Raw genomic sequence first — 16,634 nt, forward strand, 5'->3', positions numbered from 1 at the left:
AGCGCAAGCACAAGATGGTTTTGGTGAACCCGACGTCGGAGCGAAGCGAGGACGGAGCCAGACGGAGTGCATACCACTCAGAGGAAGTGCGCGTTGTCACAGTGGGTCCGCGAGCCAAGCCCGGTTCTACCGTGAGGGCGACACTTACTCTCCAGCGCCAATCCCAATCAAATGCTAGTGGTGGATTGTTAGTTTTGGCGGTGGGAAGCTGCTTTCTTTGCTTACTTTCTTTGCAGCAGCAAAGAAAGTGAGTCCCGCCCCGGACAGGGGCAGAGCTAATAGACCGAAAAGAAAACAAGTTTCCTAGGAGCCTAAGCGCATCAAACGGTGTTGAACCACAAACCCGAGCGCCAGCGTAAAACCTTGTGCAAAGAAAGTGAGTCCCGCCCCGGACAGGGGCAGAGCAAATAGACCGATAAGAAAGCAAGTTCCATCGGAGCCTTAGCGCATCAAACGGTTGAAACAAACCCAACCCTAATCCCACCCAAACCCTAAACCTATCCAAGCGCCAGCCAAATCCATGTCCCACTTGACGATAAACCGCATCACCAAGCACTTCGGCACGGCAAAGGCGCTGGACCGAATCAACCTGACGATCCCAGCGGGAAAACTCGTCTCGTTCCTGGGCCCGTCGGGCTGCGGCAAGACTACGCTGCTGCGGATCATCGCCGGCCTCGATACGCCCGACAGCGGCACGCTCACCTTCGACGATACCGACATCACGCATATCCCGGCGAGCCGCCGAAATTTCGGCATGGTGTTCCAGTCGCTGGCACTCTTCCCCCACATGACAGTCGCGGCGAACATCGCCTACCCGCTGCGCCTGCGCAAAGTCGACCGCACGCGCCAGGCGAACCGCGTAAAAGAGCTGCTGGAACTGATCCAGCTCCCCCACATGGCCGAGCGTCCGGTCGCGCAACTCTCCGGCGGGCAGCGCCAACGCGTCGCCATCGCGCGGGCAATCGCTTCCGAACCGCGCCTGCTGCTCCTCGACGAACCGCTCTCCGCCCTCGACGCCAAACTCCGCGAAGCGATGCAGGTCGAAATCCGCCAATTGCAACAGCGGCTCGGTATCTCGATGATCATGGTCACGCACGACCAACGTGAAGCGATGACGATGGCCGACGAGATCGTCGTGATGGAGCGCGGACGCATCGCGCAGGTAGGACGTCCGCTCGACATCTATCGCGATCCGGCCAACGAATTCGTCGCGGATTTCATCGGGCTCGGCAACGTGCTGCCAGTCGAGCACGGCGAGGACGGCGCGGTCATGCTGGCCGGCGGTCAGCGCATTGTGGTCGATGGCGTGCGCGAGCGGGGCAAGCCCGTGCGTCTCCTGATCCGTCCCGAGGATGTGTGCATTCGCGATTTCGCAAGCACGTCCGGACCGAACCGTATCGAAGGGAAAGTGGCCTTCATTCGCGACGTCGGCGCGAGCCTGGAGGCGACGATCGACTGCGCGGGTGTCACGCTCACCGCCACCACGACCTCACGCGAAACGCCGGGGCTCGCGATCGGTCAGACGGTGTTCGCGGAGTTGCCGGTAGCGTCGTGCAAGCTCGTGGCGGCGCGCGAAGAAGCCCACCACGCCTGAATCAGGCGGCGACGCGAAACACCTTCACCGTATCGCGCAGACGCTCCGCCTGCTCATCGAGCGACGCCGCTGCAGCCGCCGCTTCTTCGACGAGCGCCGCGTTCTGCTGGGTGACGTCGTCCATTTCGGAGACCGCGCGATTCACCTGCTCGATGCCTGTACTCTGCTCGATCGATGCCGCCGCGATCTCGCCCATGATGTCGCTTACGCGCTTGATCGACTGCACGATCTCGCGCATCCGGTCGCCCGCTACGGCCACTTGCCCCGTGCCGTTGTCGACCTTCGTCACCGATGATCCGATCAGCTCCTTGATGTCCTTCGCCGCCGTCGCGCTGCGTTGCGCGAGCGTGCGCACTTCACCCGCGACGACCGCAAACCCACGGCCTTCGTCACCTGCGCGCGCGGCTTCGACCGCGGCGTTCAAAGCAAGCCCACCACGCCTGAATCAGGCGGCGACGCGAAACACCTTCACCGTATCGCGCAGACGCTCCGCCTGCTCATCGAGCGACGCCGCTGCAGCCGCCGCTTCTTCGACGAGCGCCGCGTTCTGCTGGGTGACGTCGTCCATTTCGGAGACCGCGCGATTCACCTGCTCGATGCCTGTACTCTGCTCGATCGATGCCGCCGCGATCTCGCCCATGATGTCGCTTACGCGCTTGATCGACTGCACGATCTCGCGCATCCGGTCGCCCGCTACGGCCACTTGCCCCGTGCCGTTGTCGACCTTCGTCACCGATGATCCGATCAGCTCCTTGATGTCCTTCGCCGCCGTCGCGCTGCGTTGCGCGAGCGTGCGCACTTCACCCGCGACGACCGCAAACCCACGGCCTTCGTCACCTGCGCGCGCGGCTTCGACCGCGGCGTTCAAAGCAAGAATATTGGTCTGGAACGCGATGCCTTCGATCACACTGATGATCTCTTCGATGCGGCGCGATTCGTCGGCGATGGTGCGCATCGTTCCGACTACCTGATCGACCGCTTCACCTCCGCGCTCGGTGGCCTGCGACGCGAGTTGCGCGAGCTGGCTCGCCTGCCGCGCGTTGTCGGCGTTCTGCTTGACGGTCGCGGTGAGCTGCTCCATGCTCGCGGCCGTTTCCTGCAACGCGGCCGCTTGTTCCTCGGTGCGCTGCGAGAGATCGGTGTTGCCCTGCGCGATCTGGCTGGATCCCGATGCAATCGATTCGCTCGACTGCTGAATATCGCCGACGAGCACGCGCAGCTTCGTCTTCATCTGGCTCAACGCGAAGAGCAGGCTCGAACGGTCCGACGGGGCAAGCTTCACTTCTGCGGCGAGATTGCCTTCCGCGATCTGCGCGGCGAACGCGGCGGCGTCCGCCGGTTCGCCGCCGAGCGCCTGACGCACGCTGCGCGCCATGAAGAATGCGAGCGCTCCGACCGCGCCGAGGATCGTGCATGAGATCGCGAGCAGTGTCGTCGCGAGCTTCCAGTAGGTGGCGTTGATGTCGTCGTAGAAGAAGCCCGTGCCGATCCACCAGCCCCATTCGGGAATCGCAACCACGCCCTGCAATTTCGCTTCGAGCGGCGCGTCCTGCGCGCGCTTGATGAGCACGTCGACGAGCGCGACGTGGCCGGCCGCGAGGCCGCGTTGATACGCCTCGGTGTCGGTCATGCCGCTCGACGTGCGGTTGCCGCTCGTCTTCGTGCCCACGAGCGCCGGATTCGGATGCACGAGGTTGATGCTGTCGGCGGTGGTCGCCCAGTAGTAGCTCTTCTTGTCGGCGTTGAGCTGGCTGAGCGCCTGCTTCGCCGCGCTTTGCGCTTCGTCGCGCGTCATCTTGCCGCTCGCTTCGAGGCCGCGGTAATACTGCACGAGGTGCTCGGCCTTGGTCAGCAGATTGACGATCTGCCCGCGACGTCCTTCGATGAGCGACGTGTCGAGCGAATAGAGCGCCGTCGCGACGACGCATGCGACGCCGATCAGCGCGGTCGCGACGAGGATGATCAGTTTGGTGGAAATCTTCATGGGGCCTGCAATTCCGATATGTGGTTTAACTGCTTGGTACAGATATCGGCAGATCAGGCGTCAACTTGAGGCGTTACAGAGGTGCAGCACGAACGTTCAGTTGCTGAACGCCAGTTCGCGGATACTGCCCTTTTTCAGGAACGTGCGGACCAGTTCATGCGCCTGATTCTTGTGCGCCGCTTGCCATGAAGGGGCGAGCATGTCGGTATCGAACATGCGCGAGAGCGTGTACGCATTCGACTTGTGAAAATATGCAAGGCTCACGAGCGTCACGTACAGATGCAGCGGATCGATGCCCTTTCTGAGCGTGCCCGCCGTCTCGCCGCGCCGGATGAGCGTGCGCAGCTTGTCGAGTACAGGCGAGGACATCGCCGGAATCACGCGCGACAATTTCAGGTAGCGCGCGCGGTTGAGGTTTTCCCACGAGAGCAGGCACAGCAACTCGGGATGCTTCGAGAAATGCCCTTCGGTGAAGTCGTAGAGTTGCAGGATGCCGGCTGCGGGATCGACTCTCTGCTCGTCGAGCGTCACGGCGAGTTCCGCTTCGCGCAACCGTGCAAGCACGTGTTCCAGCACTTCGACGTAGAGCTTTTCCTTGCCGCCGAAGTAGTGATAGATCATCCGGATGTTGACCTTCGAGCGGCTCGCGATCGTTTCGACGCGCGCGCCGCTGTAGCCCTTGTCCGCGAATTCGCGGATCGCGATCTTCAGCATGCGGTCGCGGGTTTTCGCCGCGAGTTGCTGGCGGCGCGTGGACGGAGCGGGCGTGGGTTCGGCTTTCGCGGTTGACGTCGTCTTGCGTGGCATGAAGGATCGAGAGGTTGGGCCGGCGCGCGAACGCGTCGTGCATCGTGCCTGCGATGGTACTGCAATCATCGGCGGAAGGGCTGCGTGAGCGCGGGCGGCGCCGTTTGCCGGCCGATGAGCCCCGCCACCGCGACCAGCGCGAGCAGATACGGCAGCATGATCAGGAGCGCGGTCGGCACCCGGATGCCGAGCATCGGCAACTGGAACTGCATCGCGGTTGCCGCGCCGAACAGCAGGCACGCAAGCGCGGTGCGCCCGATCTTCCAGTTGCCGAAGATGATCGCGGCAATCGCAAGATAGCCGGTGCCGTTCGTCATGCCTTCGGTGAACGTGTGGATATCGCCGATGGAGATGAAGCAGCCCGCCGCCGCCGACATCACGCCCGAAAACACCACAGCCCCATAACGCAGCCGCGCTACCGAGAGCCCCGACTGATCGACCGCGCGCGGCGCGACTCCCGCTGCATGCAGCGCGATGCCGAGCGACGTGCGACGCATCACGATCCACGTCGCGATCAGCACGGCGAGTCCCGCGTAGAGCAGCCACACCTGATGGAACACGGGCTCGCCGATCACGGGCAAGTCGCCGAGGCCGGGCGGCGACCAGCGCGAAAGGCCCGGAATCGCCGCGTTCGAGCGCGAGCCGAACACTTCGCGATACGCGAGCGTCGTGCCGCCGAGCGCGAGGATGTTGATGCCGATGCCAGTCACGATCTGGTTCGCGCGCAGCGTGATGCTGAGGAACGCCTGCAATAGCGCTAGCGGAATCACGCCGAGCATGCCGCACACAAGCCCGATCGACGGATTGCCCGTCAGCCACGAGAACGTTGCGCCAAGGAACGCGCCCGTCAGCATCATCCCTTCGACGCTCATGTTGAGCACGCCCGCCCGCTCGCTGATCAGCTCGCCGGTGGAGGCGAGCAGCATCGGCGCGGCGAGGCGGATGGACGCGCCCGCGAAAACGGCCAGAAGCTCGACGTTCATTGGCGGCCCCCTTTGCGTTCGAGCCACATCGCGCCGCCCGCGAGCGCGACCGTGACGATGCCCTGCACGATCAGCACCAGCGCCGACGGCACCGATGCCACCATCTCCATGTTGATGCCGCCCGAGCGCAGGAAGCCGAACAGCAGCGCGGCGGCGAACACTCCGGTGATCGAATCGCGCGCGAGCAGGCCGACGACGAGGCCGTCGAACCCGTAGCCCGACGAGAAACCCGCCTTAAGCGAATACTGATCGCCTTGCAGCATCAGTGCACCGGCGAGTCCGCTGAACGCACCGGCGAGTGCCAGCGCGCCGACGAGCGCCGACGTGATCGGCAAGCCCGCACGGCGCGCCGCAACCGGATTGAGGCCGGCGGCGCGCAGGCACAGGCCGAAGCGCGTGCGCCTGAGCATCACCGCCGATGCAACCGCGAGCACGAGCGTGAGCGGCAGTCCGATGTTGAGGTTCATGCCGCTCGCGGCGAGGATCGCGGGGAGCTTCGTCGCATCGGGGATTTCGAGTGATTCGGGCAGCGTCGCGCCGCTCGTCATCGGCTGGCGCAGGAGCGCTTCGCTTTGCACGCACCAATAGAGCAGCCACACCGCAATGAACGACAGCAACAGCGTGCTGATCACTTCGTTGGTGCCTGCCTTTGCCTTCAAAATGCCCGGCACGCCGCCCCAGATCGCGCCCGCGGCAGCCGCGGCCAGCATCGGCACGATGAACGCGAGGCCGAAGGGCAGATGCGCGCAGCCTCCGTAGAGGCTCATCGCAGTCGCTGCAATGCCGCCGATCGCGATTTGTCCCTCGCCGCCGACGTTCGTGAGCCGCGCGCGGTTCGCGATCACGAAGCCGGTGCCGACGAGCGCGAACGCGAGAGAGCGGTTGATCGATGCGCCGATCGCGTAGGGCGAGCCCCATGCGCCATCGGCGAAGGCGGCGATCGCATCGCGGATCGGCACGCCGACTGTCGCGATCAGCGCGAGCGCCGCAAGCATCGCCAGCGCGACCGATGCACCGATCACGAGTGCGACGCGCAGCTGCGGCGAACCGCCTACCGTGCCGTTTCCGTGGCGCAAGCGGGAAAGCGTGTCGCCAAAGTTGAGATCGAGGTTCATGCGTCGTCCTCCGCGCCCGCCATCCACGCACCAATGCGTCCGCGATTCGCCGCATCGGGGGTGCAACTGCCCATGATGCGGCCGCGATACAGCACCACGATGCGGTCGGCGACGCTTAGCAGCTCGTCGAGTTCGGATGAAATCAGCAGTACGCCCACGCCGCGATCGCGGGCCGCGCGGATATGCGCGTACACGGCCGCGACCGCGCCGACGTCGAGACCGCGCGTCGGCTGTGCGGCGAGCAGGAAGACGAGTGGATCGAGCGTGAGTTCGCGCGCGAGCACGGCCTTCTGCTGATTGCCGCCGGAGAGGCCGCTGAAGAGCGCATCGGGGCCGCTCGCGCGCACGTCGAAGCGGGTCATCAGGTCCAGCGCGGCGGCGCACATCGCGCGTCGCTTCAAGAAGCCCGCTTGCGTGTAGCGGTCGAGGTGATTGAGCAGCAGGTTGTCGGCGAGGCTCATGCCCGTCACGCAGCCCACGGCGTGCCGGTCCTCGGGCACGATGCCTACACCCGCTCGCGTAAGCTCGCGCGGGCTCGCCTGCGTCATCTCGCGGCCCGCCACGAAGAAGCGGCCAGCCGATGCCGGCATCATGCCCGCGAGCACCGCGCCGAGTTCGCTTTGCCCATTGCCTTCGACGCCCGCAATGCCGACGATCTCGCCGCGATTCACGACGAGCGTACAGTCGGACAGCCGCTGCGCGCCTTCGGCATCGCGTGCGCTCAGGCCGTCTATCTGCAGGACTTCATCGCCGAGCGGTCGCGAGTAGGGCGACGGTTCAGGCGTTTGCACGAGCGAGAGACGGCTGACGGCATCGTCGCCGGCATCGGGGGCATCGTCGGGGCGCGCGCGATGGATCATCGCGTGCACGAGGTGATCGATCTCGCTCGACGGCGACGCCGATCGCGCGACCACGCGTCCGGATTGCAGCACGGTGGCGCGCGTCGCGATGCGGCAGATCTCGCGCAGCTTGTGCGTGACGAGCACGACCGCGCAGCCACGCGCCGCGACGCGCGCGCACGTATCGAGCAACGCGTCGATCTCGGCGGGCAGCAGCACGGCGGTGGGTTCGTCGAGCAGCAAAAGGCGCGGCTCGCGCATCAGGCATTTGACGATCTCGACGCGCTGCCGCTCGCCCACCGACAGATCGGAGATACGCACGTCGAGCGCGAGATCGAGACCGACGCTCGTCAGCACGTCGCGCACTTGCTTCGCTTGTGCGCCGCGATAGAGCCAGCCGCGCGCCTGACCGAGCAGGAGGTTGTCGAGCACGGTTGCATCGTCGACGAGGCTGAAATGCTGATGCACCATCGCGATGCCGTGCGATAACGCCTCGCGCGGATTGCGCGGCCGATACGGCGCGCCGTCGACCTGCATCGTCCCCGCATCGGGTTGATGCACGCCGAAGATCACATTGCAGAGCGTCGACTTGCCCGCGCCGTTCTCGCCGAGCAGGCAATGCACATCGCCTGGCATCAGATCGAGCGAGACGTCGTCGAGCGCCTGGAACGCCCCGAAGCGTTTGCCGATGCCGGCGAGCGACAGGATGGCCGCCGTCTCCGGACGCGGCGCGAGCGGGAGAGCGGCGGCGTTCATCCTTCCGACACCTTGATCTTGCCGCTCAGAATGTCCTGCTCGATCTCCTTGATCTTCGCTTCCATCGCGGGTGTCGGCTTGCAGACGGCCATGCCCGACGCCTTCGGTCCCATCGCGAGGCCGAACGCTTTATAGCCCGGTTGCCACGTGCCTTTTTCGAGTTGCTCGATGGCGTACTGCGCCTGATAGCCGACGCCCGTGATGCTGTACGCGATGTAGAGCGGATCGCTGCCGCAGCGGTCCGTATAGCTGCCGATGACGTGCGTGTTCTTTTCCTTCGCCGCCTGTTCGAGCCCGCGCAGTCCGAGGTTCAGGATGTGATAGTGGACGTCGGCGCCTTGCGCGATTGCGGCGGCCGTCGCTTCGCGCGCCTTGGCGACGTTGTCGAAGTCGCCGGTATAGCTTTCGAAGTACTTGATCTTTGGATTCACGTAGCGCGCGCCGTTGCCGAATTCCTTGCCCGCGTTGACGATCGACGGAATCTCCATGCCTCCGACATAGCTCACCGCGTTGCTCTTCGAGAGCATCGCGGCGGCCGCGCCCGCGACGAACGCGATCTCGGCCTGCTTCACGTCATAGCCCGCGACGTTCGGCGGCATCGTCTCGCCCTTGCTGCCGCCGACGATCGCGAACTTCACGTTCGGAAAGCGCTTGGCGATCTTCAGCACAGCGGCCTGCGTCTGCCCGCCGACCCCGATCACCAACTGGTTCTTCGTCGCGAGATTGGTGAGCGCCTGCTCCATGTCCGCGTAGTTGATGTTCTCGATGATCTGCGTCTTCAGCTTCGGACCGAATTCCTTCTGCGCAGCCGTGACGCCTTCATAGCCCGATTCCATCCAGCCCTTGTCGGTCTTCGAACCGGGGATTAGCACGCCGACGCGCATCGCTTCATCCGCGGCGTGCGCGTCCGTCATGAAGAACGCGGGAGCGCTGAGCGCGCCGAGTGCGAGGACGGTGAGCGCGCGCTTGATGAGCCGGCGGTTGAGAGAGCGCGGCGAAAGTTGCTGCAATTCGATCATCACTGGCACTCCTTTTGCGTTTGGTTTGGGTAAGTAGGTTATTCATGAACGAATTCGACAATGCAACTTCGATGCCATGCTCGAGCGAATGCGTCTTCCTGGTGGTAGGCGAAGGTGCTTTGTGATGCGAATGACGACCGCTAAAGCTAAAGAAATCGGTGAGCGCGAGACGCTCGATTCCCACTAACGGCATGACATGGAGCACACCTTGGAAAAAGTCCAGAACCCAGACACAGAGGCGCTTTCCGGCGCGCTAGGCGCGTTCCGGCAGACGCGCTGGGGCGCGACGACAACCCTCGTCGACATGGCGCCCGAGACGCCGGCGCCCCGCATCGCGACACTCGATTCAGCGCCGCAGCAAGTGCGCTTCGATATTGAGAAAGCAGCGATCGTAGTGATCGATATGCAGAACGACTTCTGCACCAAAGGCGGATGGGTTGCCCATCTTGGGGGCGACTACGACGCCGACCGCGCGCCGATTGCACCATTGCAGCGCCTGCTGCCGATTGCGCGCCGGCATGGCGTGCCGATCATCTGGGTGAACTGGGGCAATCGTCCGGACCTCGCGAACATGCCACCTAATCAACTGCATCTCTACAAGCCGACGGGCACCGGCATCGGTCTCGGCGAGCCCTTGCCCGGGCATGGCGCGCATGTCCTCGAAAAGGATTCGTGGGCGGCGGCGGTCGTGGATGAACTCGCGCCCGAGCCGCAAGACATTTGCGTCGACAAGTACCGCATCAGCGGCTTCTGGGATACGCCGCTCGACAGCATCCTGCGCAACCTCGGCACGCGCACGGTGTTCTTCGCGGGCGTCAACACAGACCAATGCGTGTTGCATACGCTCACCGACGCGAATTTTCTGGGCTATGGCTGCGTGATGCTGTCGGATTGCTGCGCGACATCCTCGCCCGCGTTCTGCACAGAAGCGACGATGTGGAACGTGAAGAAATGCTTCGGCTTCGTCGCCACGTCGATGCAACTCGCCGATGCGTTGAACGACGGAGCATCACAATGAGCGCCTTCGTGCCGGGGCCCCGGCTTCAGGTTCCAGCCACCGCAAGCGGTCCGCTCGATGGCTTGCGTTTCGCGGTGAAGGACCTGATCGATGTCGAAGGCGTCGTGACGGGCGGCGGCAATCCCGACTGGTTCGCGACGCACGCGAAAGCCACGCGGCACGCGCCGAGCGTGGCTGCCTTGCTCGCTGCGGGCGCATCGGTCGACGGCAAGACGATCACCGACGAACTTGCCTATAGCCTCGAAGGCGTCAACGTTCACTATGGCACGCCGCTCAATCCGCGCTGGCCGCATGCGTTGCCCGGAGGATCGTCTAGCGGATCGGCGAGTGCGGTCGCAAGCGGTGACGTCGATTTCGCGCTGGGCACCGATACCGGCGGCTCGGTGCGCGTGCCCGCCGCGTTCTGCGGACTGTGGGGCATCCGGCCGACGCACGATGCTGTATCGCCAGAAGGCGTGCTGCCGTTCGCGCCGTGCTTCGATACCGTCGGCTGGTTCGCGCGCACGGGTGAGATGCTGGCGCGCGTCGCGGACGTGTTGCTCGTGGATACAGACGCAGCCGATGTTCCTGCACGTCTCACGCGATGCGCGGAAGCGTTCGCTGCGCGCGCGGCGAGCGAGGCGGAAGATTCCGCGCGACTATCAGCGGCCGCTATTGATGAGACGAGCGTCTTCGCAGGCGAGCAGGCGCTCTGGCTGCATTGCTATCAGCAACTTCAGGACGACGCGATCCGAGCATCGCTAGGTGGGTGGATTGCATCGACATCGCCGCGCTTCGGCCCGTCCATCGCGTCGCGGTTCGACAGGCTCCAGAGGCTCGACGACGCCGAAGTCGCGCGATGCCGCGAACTGCGCAAGACGCTCGCAGAACGCATTGACACGCTCGTGAACGCGAGCGTGATCGTGCAGCCGACCACGCCGCTCGCGCTCATCGAAAAGGACGCATCCGATGAACGCATCGGCGCGTTTTATCGCGATGCGCTGACGATGAACTCGATCGCGGCGCTCGCCGGTCTGCCACAAGTGACCGTCCCGCTCGCCGACGATCGCGACCGTCCGCTGGCGTTGTCGTTCATCGGGCCGCGCGGCAGCGACCGCGCGCTGATCGCGCTCGCGCGCAGCCTGTTCCCTTCCGTTCAATAGAGACCGCCATGTCCGTCGATCCAACGCAACAGCCCGAGCGCGCGACTATTTCCGCTTACGTCGATGCTTCGCTCGCGCTGCACTTTCCCTCTTTGTCCGAAGCGGCTTCCGCGCGCGTGCACGAGCAGTTTGCCCGCATCGCGATGCTCGCGGCGCCGGTGCTTGCGTTTCCGCTAAGCGCCGAAGATGAATCCGCAGCGGTGTACCGGCCATGACGAACGCACGTTTTCCTCTCGACGCGCTTGGCATCGCGCGCGGCTTTGCGCGTGGCGAATTCACGGCGCGCGATATGGTTGAAGACACGTTCAGCCGCATCGAAGCGGGCGACCGGCACGTCAACGCGTTCACGGCGCTCACGGTTCAACGCGCTTTTAACGATGCCGATCGTCTCGACGCGATGCGCGCGAAAGGCGAACCGTTGCCGCCGCTCGCCGCTGTGCCGTTCGCGGCGAAAAATCTGTTCGATATCGCGGGCGTCACGACGATCGCGGGCTCGCGCATACTCGCGGACAATGCGCCCGCCACCGCCGATGCAACGCTCGTGCGACGCATGCGCGATGCGGGCGCTATCGTCGTCGGCGCGCTCAACATGGATGAATTCGCCTACGGGTTCACGACGGAAAACCATCACGCCGGTCCGTGCCGCAATCCGCATGATTTGTCGCGCACGGCGGGCGGCTCGTCGGGCGGCAGCGCGGCAGCGGTCGCGGCGGGCTTCGTGCCGCTGACGCTCGGCACCGATACGAACGGCTCGGTGCGCGTGCCTTCTTCGCTGTGCGGCGTGTTCGGCGTCAAGCCGACGTATGGACGCCTCTCGCGGCACGGCACGTTTCCGTTCGTCGCGAGTATCGATCACATGGGCGCGTTTGCACGCAACATCGACGATCTCGCCGCCGCTTACGATGCGCTGCAATGGATCGACGAGCGCGACCCCGCGTGTTCTGCGCGCGCGATCGAACCGGTCAGCGGGATCGAGCGAAAGCGCGCGCTGCGAGTCGCGCGCCTCGGCGGCTACTTCGACGATAACGCCAGCGAGGAGGCACGCGCTGTCTCGATCGAAGCGGCGCGTGCGCTGGCCGCTGACGATACCGTCGATTTCCCCGATGCAGCCGCCGCGCGCGGCGCCGCGTTCCTGATCAGCGCGGCGGAGGGCGGCCAGTTGCATCTTCCGACCTTGCGTTCGCGCTATGACGAGCATGACCCGTTGTCGCGTGACCGGTTGATCGCGGGTGCGCTGGCGCCCGCTGCGTGGGTGCTGCATGCGCACCGCGTGCGGGCCATCGTGCGCAAGCGCGTGCTCGAATTGTTCGAGCGCTACGACATCCTGATCGCGCCCGCGACGCCGGTCGTCGCCCCGCATATCGGCGATGAATTCATGGACGTCAATGGTCAGCGGCTTGCCGTGCGTCCGAACCTCGGCGTGTTGACGCAGCCGGTGTCGTGCATCGGACTACCGGTCGTCGCGGTGCCGATGCGAACTGCCTCTGGCCTGCCCATCGCCGTGCAAGTGATCACGCCGCCCTGGCGCGAGGATCTGGCATTCGATGCGGCGCGACGGATTGAAGAAGCGCAGCTTGCGTGGTGTCCTCCGCCGCCGTCGTTCGCGTCCGCGGAGAGTGTGCAATGAACGAGATCAACAATCCGGACGTGCTGGCGGAAGTCAACGCTGCATTCGATGCCTACGAGCGCGCGCTCGTGACGAACGACGTCGCCCTGCTCGACGCACTGTTCTTCGATTCGCCGCAAACGCTGCGCTACGGCGCAACCGAAAACCTCTACGGATATGACGCGATCCGTGCATTTCGCGCTGCGCGGCCGGGCATGGGACTGGCGCGGACGATGACCGCGCGCGTCGTGACGACGTATGGCGATTCCTTCGCGGTGGCGAATATCGAATTCCGTCGCGAGGGCAATCCGCGCATCGGACGGCAAAGTCAGACGTGGATGAAAACAACAGACGGATGGCGCGTGGTGTGCGCGCATGTGAGCTGGATGGAGGCGCCGTCCCCGTAATTGATTACGGGGAAACCCATACCTATACTGCACGCGCAGACTGGCGGCCGTAGGGTATTTGCAAGGTCGCCGGTCTGCGCTACCGGAGACGTGCGATGAACAAGATCATTCGGCATCTCGGCGCCTGCGCACTGCTCGCTTTCGCTGCGTCACAGCCCGCGCTCGCACAGGGCGACGCAGCGAAATCCGTCGAAGCAGCCAACGCTGCCTGGGACAAGGCGTTCAACAGCGGCGATGCCCATGCGCTCGCCGCGCTCTACGATGAGAAGGCGGTGGTGTCGCCAGGCAACGGCAAGGCTGTCAAGGGCCGCGCCGACATCGAAAAGCTCTTCAAGGGCGCCTTCGGTGCGGGCTTTCGCGATCACAAGACCGAGGTGGTCGCCGCGCACCGCGACGGCAAGGTCATCTACGAGACGGCGAACTGGAGCGCGGTATCGGAGAAAGACGGCAAGAAGACGGAGTACAAAGGCGTCTTGCTCAAGGTGATGACGTTGGGTTCCGATGGGAAGTGGCGAGCGTCGGCGCACACCTGGAATGCCGCGCCTTGATCTTTGCGTAATGGTTGCATAGCGAACTGGTTTGCTCACGCGCCCGGCAATTGCCGGGCTGTCCAGGCTTTGCCCGTGCTTTTCGACTGGACAAAAATCTGGCAGACACATTGTTTGCAAAACTCTTTGCCTTCCCCTTGCGACGGCCCTAAGATACTGTACGCATATACAGTAAATGGCCGTAAGTATGGAGCTGTCTGAAAAACTCGAAATCCTCGCCGATGCAGCCAAGTACGACGCATCGTGCGCGAGCAGCGGTGCGCCGAAGCGCGAATCGCGCGGCATCGACGGACTCGGCGCCAGTACGGGCTCGGGCATTTGCCATAGCTTCACGCCCGATGGACGATGCGTCTCGCTGCTCAAGATTCTGCTGACCAACTTCTGCCTCTACGACTGCCAGTATTGCGTGAACCGCCGCTCGAGCAACGTACCGCGTGCGCGCTTTACGCCTGAGGAAGTGGTCGATCTCACGCTTGACTTTTATCGCCGCAATTACATCGACGGCCTGTTCCTCAGCTCGGGCGTGATCCAGTCGTCTAACTATACGATGGAGCAACTGGTGCGCGTCGCGAAGTCGTTGCGCGAGGAGCACCGGTTTCGCGGCTACATTCATCTCAAGACGATTCCCGACGCCGATCGGGACATCATCGCGCAGGCAGGACGGTACGCCGATCGTCTCAGCGTGAACATTGAACTGCCCACGGAAATCAGCCTCGAAAAGCTCGCCCCCGAAAAAAGCGGCCGCACGATCAAGCTCGCGATGGGATCGATCCGCGTCGCGCAGGAAGAAGCGGAAGCCGAACCGCGCGCGCCGCGTTTCGCGCCCGCCGGGCAGAGCACGCAGATGATCGTCGGCGCCGATGAAACCGACGACCGCACGATTCTCGCGACCGCCGAAACGCTGTACGGCTCATATCGATTGAAGCGCGTGTATTACTCGGCGTTCAGTCCGATTCCCGACAGTCCGTCCGCCGTTCCGTCGAAGGCGCCGCCGCTCCTGCGCGAGCACCGGCTGTATCAGGCGGATTTTTTGATGCGTGGCTATGGCTTCGCGGCATCCGAGTTGCTCGATCTGCCCGGCAACCTGCCGTTAGACATCGATCCGAAACTCGCGTGGGCGCTTGCGCATCGCGACCGTTTTCCTGTCGATCTGAACATGGCGCCCGTACGCGTGATCGCGCGAGTGCCGGGCATCGGTATGCGCAACGCGAAGCGGCTCGTCGAGTTGCGTCGTTCGCGGCGCATTCGCTATGCGGATCTCGCGCGGCTGCGCTGCGGCATGGACAAGGTGAAGCCGTTCGTCGTGACGCAGGATTATCGGCCGCCGTTGCGCGAAGTGTCGTCGGATCATTTGAGGCGCGCGCTGTCGGCGGCGCCGGTGCAGCTTTCGCTGCTGTGATGACGACGCTTGCTATCGAGGACGATTTTGCGTCATGGCGCGCGGCGGCTTTGAACGCGTTGGCGCAAGGGCTCGAACCGGAAGCGATCGAATGGCGCACGTCGCAGACGCATACATCGCTGTTCGACGCCGCGCCCGCGCCCATTGACACAAATGCACCGGCGATCCGCGTCTCGAAGGAACTCGCGTCGCTGCTCAAGGAAGCTGCTCGCTTTCGCGACGATCAACGCTGGAGCTTTCTCTATCGCGTGTTGTGGCGCTGGACGCACGGCGATCGCGCGGTGGCATCGGCGGCGGACGAAGACGGCGCGCGCTTGCATCGCATGGCGAAAGCGGTGCGCCGCGCGCAGCACGACATGATCGCGTACGTCCGCTTTCGCAAGCGCGATCCCTTGCTCGGGTCGCCGGAATACGTCGCGTGGTACGAGCCGGATCACGACGTGCTCGAATGGGGTGCGGAACACTTCGCGCAACGCATGGGTAGATCGACGTGGATGATCACGACGCCAACGGGCGCCGCGATGTTTAACGGCGAGACGTTGCGGCTCGAACGGGCTGCCGCGTTCGCCGCCGATCATGTGAGCGATACGCCCGACGCCGCCGAAGCGCTATGGCTTACGTATTACAAGAGCACGTTCAACCCGGCGCGCCTGAACGAAGACGCGCTCGAACTGCACATGCCCGTGCGCTTCTGGAAAGGGCTGCCCGAAGGCGCGCTCATTCCGCACATGATCAGCGATGCCAAGAGCGGCGCGCGTCGCGTGGCGCAGGCAAGGCACGTCGGTGCGCTCGGTGGCAAGGCGATTCCCGTCGATGCGAGCGAAGCCCAGCCGGAACGCGATGCGCCCACCTCGCTCGATGACTGCCGCCGTTGCGCTCTGTGGCGCAATGCAACGCAAGCGGTCGCGGGCAGCGGACGCGAGAGCGCGCGCATCATGCTGCTTGGTGAACAGCCGGGGGATCAGGAGGATTTGAAGGGCGAGCCGTTCGTAGGTCCAGCAGGGCAGTTGCTCGACGATGCATTGCGTCGCGCCGGACTGCCGCGCGGCGACGTCTATCTGACCAACGCGGTCAAGCATTTCAAGTGGGAGCCGCGAGGCAAGCGGCGTCTGCACAAGACGCCTGGTCAGCAGGAAATCGATGCATGTCGCTATTGGCTCGAGAAGGAGTTGCGCACGGTGGATGCGCGCGTGATCGTGACCTTGGGCGCTACTGCGCTCAATGCGCTGACGGGCAAGCGCGCGAGCCTGCAATCGCACATCGGCCGCGCGGTGCCGTTCGGGGACAAGTGGATCGTAGCGACGTATCACCCGTCGTATGCGCTGCGGCAAAACGACGACGCCGCGCGCGAGCGCACGGTCGCGACGATCGTCGCTGCGCTCGAAGAAGCGCGCCGGCTGGCGGCGCGCTGAAAAAG

The 16,634-nt window shown here is 64.4% G+C and carries 15 protein-coding genes and 1 pseudogene; 9 read left to right on the top strand and 7 right to left on the bottom strand.

The genetic code is table 11. The features are described 5' to 3' along the window. The first annotated feature begins 520 nt into the window (after positions 1–520). Positions 521–1,594: an ABC transporter ATP-binding protein gene (locus AWB65_RS28285; protein WP_087670304.1), complete on the top strand. Its 1,074-nt coding sequence runs from the start codon at positions 521–523 to the stop codon at positions 1,592–1,594. A 1-nt stretch (position 1,595) separates the two neighbouring features. Here AWB65_RS28285 and AWB65_RS28290 read toward each other — a convergent pair. From AWB65_RS28290 to AWB65_RS28320, 7 genes and pseudogenes are all read right to left on the bottom strand, one after another. Next, positions 1,596–2,039: pseudogene (locus AWB65_RS28290) on the bottom strand (methyl-accepting chemotaxis protein); the annotation flags it as partial. After that, positions 2,040–3,578, bottom strand: a complete 1,539-nt coding sequence (locus tag AWB65_RS28295) for a methyl-accepting chemotaxis protein (protein WP_087670306.1) — start codon at positions 3,576–3,578, stop codon at positions 2,040–2,042. 96 nt (positions 3,579–3,674) lie between these two features. Next, a complete protein-coding gene (locus AWB65_RS28300) occupies positions 3,675–4,385 on the bottom strand; it encodes a TetR family transcriptional regulator (protein ID WP_087670307.1) in 711 nt (236 codons plus the stop codon). Positions 4,386–4,450: 65 nt separating this feature from the next. Then, positions 4,451–5,368, bottom strand: a complete 918-nt coding sequence (locus AWB65_RS28305) for an ABC transporter permease (RefSeq protein ID WP_087670308.1) — start codon at positions 5,366–5,368, stop codon at positions 4,451–4,453. Then, on the bottom strand, positions 5,365–6,483 hold the full coding sequence (locus AWB65_RS28310; RefSeq protein ID WP_087670309.1) for an ABC transporter permease: 1,119 nt from the start codon (positions 6,481–6,483) through the stop codon (positions 5,365–5,367). Before AWB65_RS28310 ends, AWB65_RS28305 begins: the two co-directional genes overlap by 4 nt. Beyond that, positions 6,480–8,078 carry an ABC transporter ATP-binding protein gene (locus tag AWB65_RS28315; RefSeq protein ID WP_087670310.1) on the bottom strand — a complete coding sequence of 533 codons (1,599 nt, stop codon included), beginning with the start codon at positions 8,076–8,078 and terminating at the stop codon, positions 6,480–6,482. The genes AWB65_RS28310 and AWB65_RS28315 overlap by 4 nt, the downstream gene beginning before the upstream one ends. After that, complete coding sequence (locus AWB65_RS28320) at positions 8,075–9,100, bottom strand: BMP family protein (RefSeq protein WP_087670311.1); 1,026 nt, start codon at positions 9,098–9,100, stop codon at positions 8,075–8,077. Before AWB65_RS28320 ends, AWB65_RS28315 begins: the two co-directional genes overlap by 4 nt. Before the next feature lie 205 nt (positions 9,101–9,305). On the opposite strand from AWB65_RS28320, the gene AWB65_RS28325 reads away from it, so the two are divergent. From AWB65_RS28325 to AWB65_RS28360, 8 genes are all read left to right on the top strand, one after another. Continuing rightward, entirely contained in the window at positions 9,306–10,115 is an 810-nt protein-coding gene (locus AWB65_RS28325) for a cysteine hydrolase family protein (protein WP_235007803.1), read from the top strand. Then, on the top strand, positions 10,112–11,257 hold the full coding sequence (locus AWB65_RS28330; protein ID WP_087670313.1) for an amidase: 1,146 nt from the start codon (positions 10,112–10,114) through the stop codon (positions 11,255–11,257). Before AWB65_RS28325 ends, AWB65_RS28330 begins: the two co-directional genes overlap by 4 nt. Before the next feature lie 8 nt (positions 11,258–11,265). After that, positions 11,266–11,472, top strand: a complete 207-nt coding sequence (locus AWB65_RS28335) for an AtzG-like protein (protein ID WP_087670314.1) — start codon at positions 11,266–11,268, stop codon at positions 11,470–11,472. Next, positions 11,469–12,884: an AtzE family amidohydrolase gene (locus AWB65_RS28340; protein ID WP_087670315.1), complete on the top strand. Its 1,416-nt coding sequence runs from the start codon at positions 11,469–11,471 to the stop codon at positions 12,882–12,884. The genes AWB65_RS28335 and AWB65_RS28340 overlap by 4 nt, the downstream gene beginning before the upstream one ends. Continuing rightward, a complete protein-coding gene (gene hpxZ / locus AWB65_RS28345; RefSeq protein WP_087670316.1) occupies positions 12,881–13,270 on the top strand; it encodes an oxalurate catabolism protein HpxZ in 390 nt (129 codons plus the stop codon). The genes AWB65_RS28340 and hpxZ overlap by 4 nt, the downstream gene beginning before the upstream one ends. A gap of 95 nt (positions 13,271–13,365) precedes the next feature. Beyond that, positions 13,366–13,818: a YybH family protein gene (locus AWB65_RS28350; protein ID WP_087670317.1), complete on the top strand. Its 453-nt coding sequence runs from the start codon at positions 13,366–13,368 to the stop codon at positions 13,816–13,818. Positions 13,819–14,005: 187 nt separating this feature from the next. Then, positions 14,006–15,217: a putative DNA modification/repair radical SAM protein gene (locus tag AWB65_RS28355; RefSeq protein ID WP_087670318.1), complete on the top strand. Its 1,212-nt coding sequence runs from the start codon at positions 14,006–14,008 to the stop codon at positions 15,215–15,217. Continuing rightward, positions 15,217–16,629, top strand: a complete 1,413-nt coding sequence (locus tag AWB65_RS28360; protein WP_087670319.1) for a UdgX family uracil-DNA binding protein — start codon at positions 15,217–15,219, stop codon at positions 16,627–16,629. The genes AWB65_RS28355 and AWB65_RS28360 overlap by 1 nt, the downstream gene beginning before the upstream one ends. Positions 16,630–16,634: the final 5 nt, after the last annotated feature.

It is taken from the genome of Caballeronia humi, from assembly GCF_001544475.1.
Classification (GTDB): Bacteria; Pseudomonadota; Gammaproteobacteria; order Burkholderiales; family Burkholderiaceae; genus Caballeronia; species Caballeronia humi.